The sequence below is a fragment of the Sphingomonas pruni NBRC 15498 genome (genome assembly GCF_001598455.1).
Lineage (GTDB): Bacteria > Pseudomonadota > Alphaproteobacteria > Sphingomonadales > Sphingomonadaceae > Sphingomonas > Sphingomonas pruni.
The window spans coordinates 1-4,266 of record NZ_BCYZ01000129.1 but is presented as its reverse complement, the minus strand read 5'-3'; the positions used below and the strand labels follow the sequence as shown (position 1 = coordinate 4,266).

General features: G+C 62.7%; 5 protein-coding genes. All 5 read right to left on the bottom strand.

The features are described 5' to 3' along the window. Positions 1-778: SufD family Fe-S cluster assembly protein (locus tag SPR01S_RS20640; RefSeq protein ID WP_084251339.1), on the bottom strand; the 778-nt coding region annotated here is incomplete at its 3' end. A 109-nt stretch (positions 779-887) separates the two neighbouring features. Continuing rightward, a complete protein-coding gene (sufC, locus tag SPR01S_RS20635) occupies positions 888-1,631 on the bottom strand; it encodes a Fe-S cluster assembly ATPase SufC (RefSeq protein WP_066593644.1) in 744 nt (247 codons plus the stop codon). Beyond that, positions 1,624-2,067, bottom strand: a complete 444-nt coding sequence (locus SPR01S_RS20630; protein ID WP_066593643.1) for a hypothetical protein — start codon at positions 2,065-2,067, stop codon at positions 1,624-1,626. Before SPR01S_RS20630 ends, sufC begins: the two co-directional genes overlap by 8 nt. After that, the gene (gene sufB, locus SPR01S_RS20625; protein WP_066593642.1) at positions 2,064-3,527 is read right to left on the bottom strand and encodes a Fe-S cluster assembly protein SufB; all 1,464 of its coding nucleotides are present in this window, start codon (positions 3,525-3,527) and stop codon (positions 2,064-2,066) included. The genes SPR01S_RS20630 and sufB overlap by 4 nt, the downstream gene beginning before the upstream one ends. A 124-nt stretch (positions 3,528-3,651) precedes the next feature. Beyond that, positions 3,652-4,080: an SUF system Fe-S cluster assembly regulator gene (locus tag SPR01S_RS20620; RefSeq protein WP_066593632.1), complete on the bottom strand. Its 429-nt coding sequence runs from the start codon at positions 4,078-4,080 to the stop codon at positions 3,652-3,654. Between the last annotated feature and the right edge of the window lie 186 nt (positions 4,081-4,266).

The window sequence follows — 4,266 nt, the reverse complement described above, 5'->3', positions numbered from 1 at the left end:
CCCTCTCCCAATGGGAGAGGGAGTTATCGAGCATCCGCTCCAGCGCAGCCTGCGCTGCCGCTTCGACCCGCGTGCGCTCACTCTCATCGGCGATGTCGTCGAACACGCTGCCGACGAACGCACGGAGCAGCAGCGCCTTGGCCTCGGCCGGCGCGATCCCGCGGCTTTCGAGATAGAACAGCGCCTGCGCATCCAGCTCGCCAACGGTCGCGCCGTGCGCGCATTTCACGTCGTCGGCGAAAATCTCGAGCTCGGGCTTGGCATTGGCGGTCGCGGTGCGCGTGAGCAGCATCGCCTTTACCGACTGGCTGGCATCGGTCTTCTGCCCACCGCGCGCAACCGCGACCTTGCCGAGATAACTGCCGGTCGCCTTGCCGCCGAGCACCGACCGCACGACCTGGTTCGAAGTCGCATTGGGCTCGACATGGTTGACCGTCGTGACGATCTCCAGCGTTTGCTCGCCGCCGCCCAATATCGCGGCACCAAGTTCGAAATGCGCGCCTTCGTGCAAGGTCACGTCGATCGACACGCGGCCCAATTTGCCGCCGATATTGAGCACGTGGAACGTCGCCCGCGCGCCCTTTTCGAGTACGACCGCGATGTCCTTGATCGCCACCGAGCCGGCAGGTGAATCCTGCACCACCACGCGCGCTATCTCCTCGCCGGCGGCGACCCGGATCGCCTCGGGCGGATTGAGCGGCCAGGCCTCGGCCAGCGCGTCGAGGTCGCTATAACGCCACGCCTCATCACGGCGGGTTGGAAGCGCGAGCAGGGTCATGAATTTGACTCGCACAAAGCCACAAAGGTGCGAAGCGCGCCCACCTTCTTCGTGGCTTCGTGTCTTTGTGCGATCAAAAATCTGGAGGCGCCTGCGGCGCGGAGCTTAGTCACGCTGCCACCGCTCCATAGCCTTCACGCTCGAGCTCGAGCGCCAGCTCCGCACCGCCTGTCCGCGTGATTCGGCCGCCCTCGAGCACATGGACGAAGTCCGGCTTCACGTAATCGAGCAGCCGCTGATAATGGGTGATCAGCACCACCGCCTTGTCGGGCGCGCGCATGATGCGGTTGATGCCGTCGCCGACCACGCGCAGCGCGTCGATGTCGAGCCCGCTGTCGGTCTCGTCGAGGATCGCGAGCTTCGGCCCGATGATCCCCATCTGCACCATCTCGTTGCGCTTCTTCTCGCCGCCCGAGAAACCGACATTGACCGGCCGCTTGAGCATCTCGGCGTCCATCGACAGCGCCGCCGCTTCGGCGCGCGCCAGCTTCAGAAATTCGCCGCCTGAAAGCGCCGCCTCGCCGCGAGCGCGACGCTGGCTGTTGAGCGCCTCGCGCAGGAACTGGACGTTCGACACGCCGGGGATCTCGACCGGATATTGGAAGCCCAGGAACAGCCCGGCCGCGGCGCGCTCGTGCGGTTCCATTTCGAGCAGGTCGGCGTCATCGAAGGTCACCGATCCGTCGGTCACATCGTAGCCGGGGCGCCCGCCGAGCACATAGCCAAGCGTCGACTTGCCCGCGCCGTTGGGGCCCATGATCGCGTGCACTTCGCCAGCGTTCACGGTGAGAGAAAGGCCCTTGAGGATCGGCTTGCCGTCGACTTCGGCGTGGAGGTTGGTGATGTTAAGCATTCTTTTCCCGTTCGAAGATTCCCGCATAAGCTGCCTCCTGGTCTTCATCCCAGTCGACGCCGAGGACGCGACGGAATGACGAGTCCGCTACGATGAAGCCATCGGGATACAATTCGACTAGCTTGCTGGCCGCGCGTCTAAGATCATGAGCCGTCACGAGACACGCTGGCTCTTCCATCAGATCCCAACCGGCGATGGCGACCATATCATGCGCGGCGACGAACTCCTCCACCGTCGCGACGTAGTTGGGGACAAAATCCAAAGACCAGCTGAGACCCGAATTTTGGCTGTCGGCCAACCATTTATGCCGTCCATCCGCAATCGGGGAAATCGACACCCCGAATTCAGCCCATTGCTCAACGATGTTCGGCCTCGCCTTTTTCCGTCGATCCTCTCGCAGCAACTCAGCTAGACGTTCGCGTCGATCGTCCGTCATCCGACCGACCCCTCCAACGAAATTCCGAGCAATTTCTGCGCTTCGACCGCGAACTCCATCGGCAGCTGCTGCAGCACCTCGCGCGCGAAGCCGTTGACGATCAACGCCACCGCGGCTTCCTGATCGAGCCCACGTTGCATCGCGTAGAACAACTGATCCTCGCTGATCTTCGAGGTCGTCGCCTCATGCTCGATCTGCGCGCTGGGGTTGCGCACCTCGATATACGGCACGGTGTGCGCCCCGCATTCGGAACCAAGCAACAGGCTGTCGCACTGGGTGAAGTTGCGTACGCCTTCCGCGGTCGGCGCGACGCGCACCAGCCCGCGATAGGTATTGTCCGACCGCCCGGCCGAAATCCCCTTCGACACGATCGTCGAGCGCGACCCCTTGCCGAGATGAATCATCTTGGTGCCGGTATCGGCCTGCTGGCGATTGTTGGTCACCGCCACCGAGTAGAATTCGCCAACCGAATTCTCGCCCGCCAGCACGCAGCTCGGATATTTCCAGGTGATCGCGGAGCCGGTCTCGACCTGGGTCCACGATACCTTGCTGTTCCTGCCCTGGCACAAAGCGCGCTTGGTGACGAAATTGTAGATCCCGCCGAGACCATTCTCGTCGCCCGGATACCAGTTCTGGACGGTCGAATATTTGATCTCGGCATCGTCGAGCGCGACCAGTTCGACCACCGCGGCGTGAAGCTGGTTCTCATCGCGCATCGGCGCTGTGCAACCTTCGAGATAGGAGACGTAAGCGCCCTTGTCGGCGACGATCAGGGTGCGCTCGAACTGACCGGTATTCTCGGCATTGATACGGAAATAGGTCGACAGCTCCATCGGGCAGCGCACACCCTCAGGCACGTAGACGAAGGTGCCGTCGGAAAAGACCGCGCAATTGAGCGCCGCGAAATAATTGTCGTGCTGCGGCACGACCTTGCCGAGCCACTTCTTCACCAACTCGGGATATTCGCGGATCGCCTCGCTGATCGACAGGAAGATGACGCCGGCGGCCTTCAACTCGGCACGGAAGGTCGTTGCAACCGAGACGCTGTCGAACACCGCGTCGACCGCGATCTTGCGCGCGCCCTCGACCCCGGCGAGTACTTTCTGCTCCTCGATCGGTATGCCCAGCTTTTCATAGGTGCGCCGGATCTCCGGATCGAGATCGTCGAGGCTCTCGATCGTCTTCTTCGCCTTGGGTTCGGCGTAATAATAAGCGTCCTGATAATCGATCGGCGCGATGTCGAGCTTGGCCCAATCCGGGGTCTCCATCGTCTGCCACAGGCGGAACGCCTTCAGCCGCCAGTCGAGCATCCATTCGGGCTCGTTCTTCTTCGCCGAGATGTAGCGGACGGTATCCTCGGACAGGCCCTTAGGCGCGAACTCCTGTTCGACGTCCGAGGCAAAGCCCCATTCGTACTTCTTGTTCGCGGCGGCCAGCGCCTCCGCATTCTTGGTCACCATCAGAAATCCCCGGCCGCGTAGCGGCCATCAAAAATCTTCGTGGCTTTGCGGCTTTGTGCGAGGAAAATTGACTCGCACGAAGACACGAAGACACGAAGGAAAATAGTTTGCGCTGATCGCGGCATCAGGCCTGTACCTCCAGCGCGGGAGCAGCGGACAAGCTGGCGAGAGACACGCCCGCAAGCGCGCCACGGACGGCGCCGTTGACGGCATTCCAGTGCGGTTTCACCCGGCAACTTTCCTCGACGCAGCAATCGTGTGCACCATTGTCGACACAGGCGGTCATTGCGATCGGCCCTTCGATCGCCTCGACGATGTCGGCCAAGCTGATCGCTGCGGGCGGGCGCGACAGGCGGAAACCGCCACCCGTGCCCCGCTGGCTCTCGATCAGTCCCGCCGACGACAATTTGCTCACCAGCTTCTGTACGGTGGGAAGCGGCAGGCCGGTCTCCTCCGCCAGGCTGGTCGCGTTGAGACGCCCCGCCCCGCCGCAATGGCGTGCGGCGGCAGACATCATCACCACGGCATAATCGGCTAGGCTGGAAAGACGCATTGTTGCGAACGACTCTCAAATCGGATCAATTCGATCCGATTGCCATGTGGGCGTGAGGGAGGCGAAGGTCAACCTGTTAAATCCTCCCCATCGCAGATGGGGAGGGGGACCGGCCGCGAAGCGGACGGTGGAGGGGCCGCAGCCGCGCAGCGGCGAGGACAGGACATTTCCCCTCCACCATTCGCT

Coding starts and splice junctions, on each gene's coding strand:
- SPR01S_RS20620 (WP_066593632.1), bottom strand. CDS start 4,080: ATGCGTCTTTCCAGCCTAGCCGATTATGCCGTGGTGATGATGTCTGCC.
- sufB (WP_066593642.1), bottom strand. CDS start 3,527: ATGGTGACCAAGAATGCGGAGGCGCTGGCCGCCGCGAACAAGAAGTAC.
- sufC (WP_066593644.1), bottom strand. CDS start 1,631: ATGCTTAACATCACCAACCTCCACGCCGAAGTCGACGGCAAGCCGATC.
- SPR01S_RS20630 (WP_066593643.1), bottom strand. CDS start 2,067: ATGACGGACGATCGACGCGAACGTCTAGCTGAGTTGCTGCGAGAGGAT.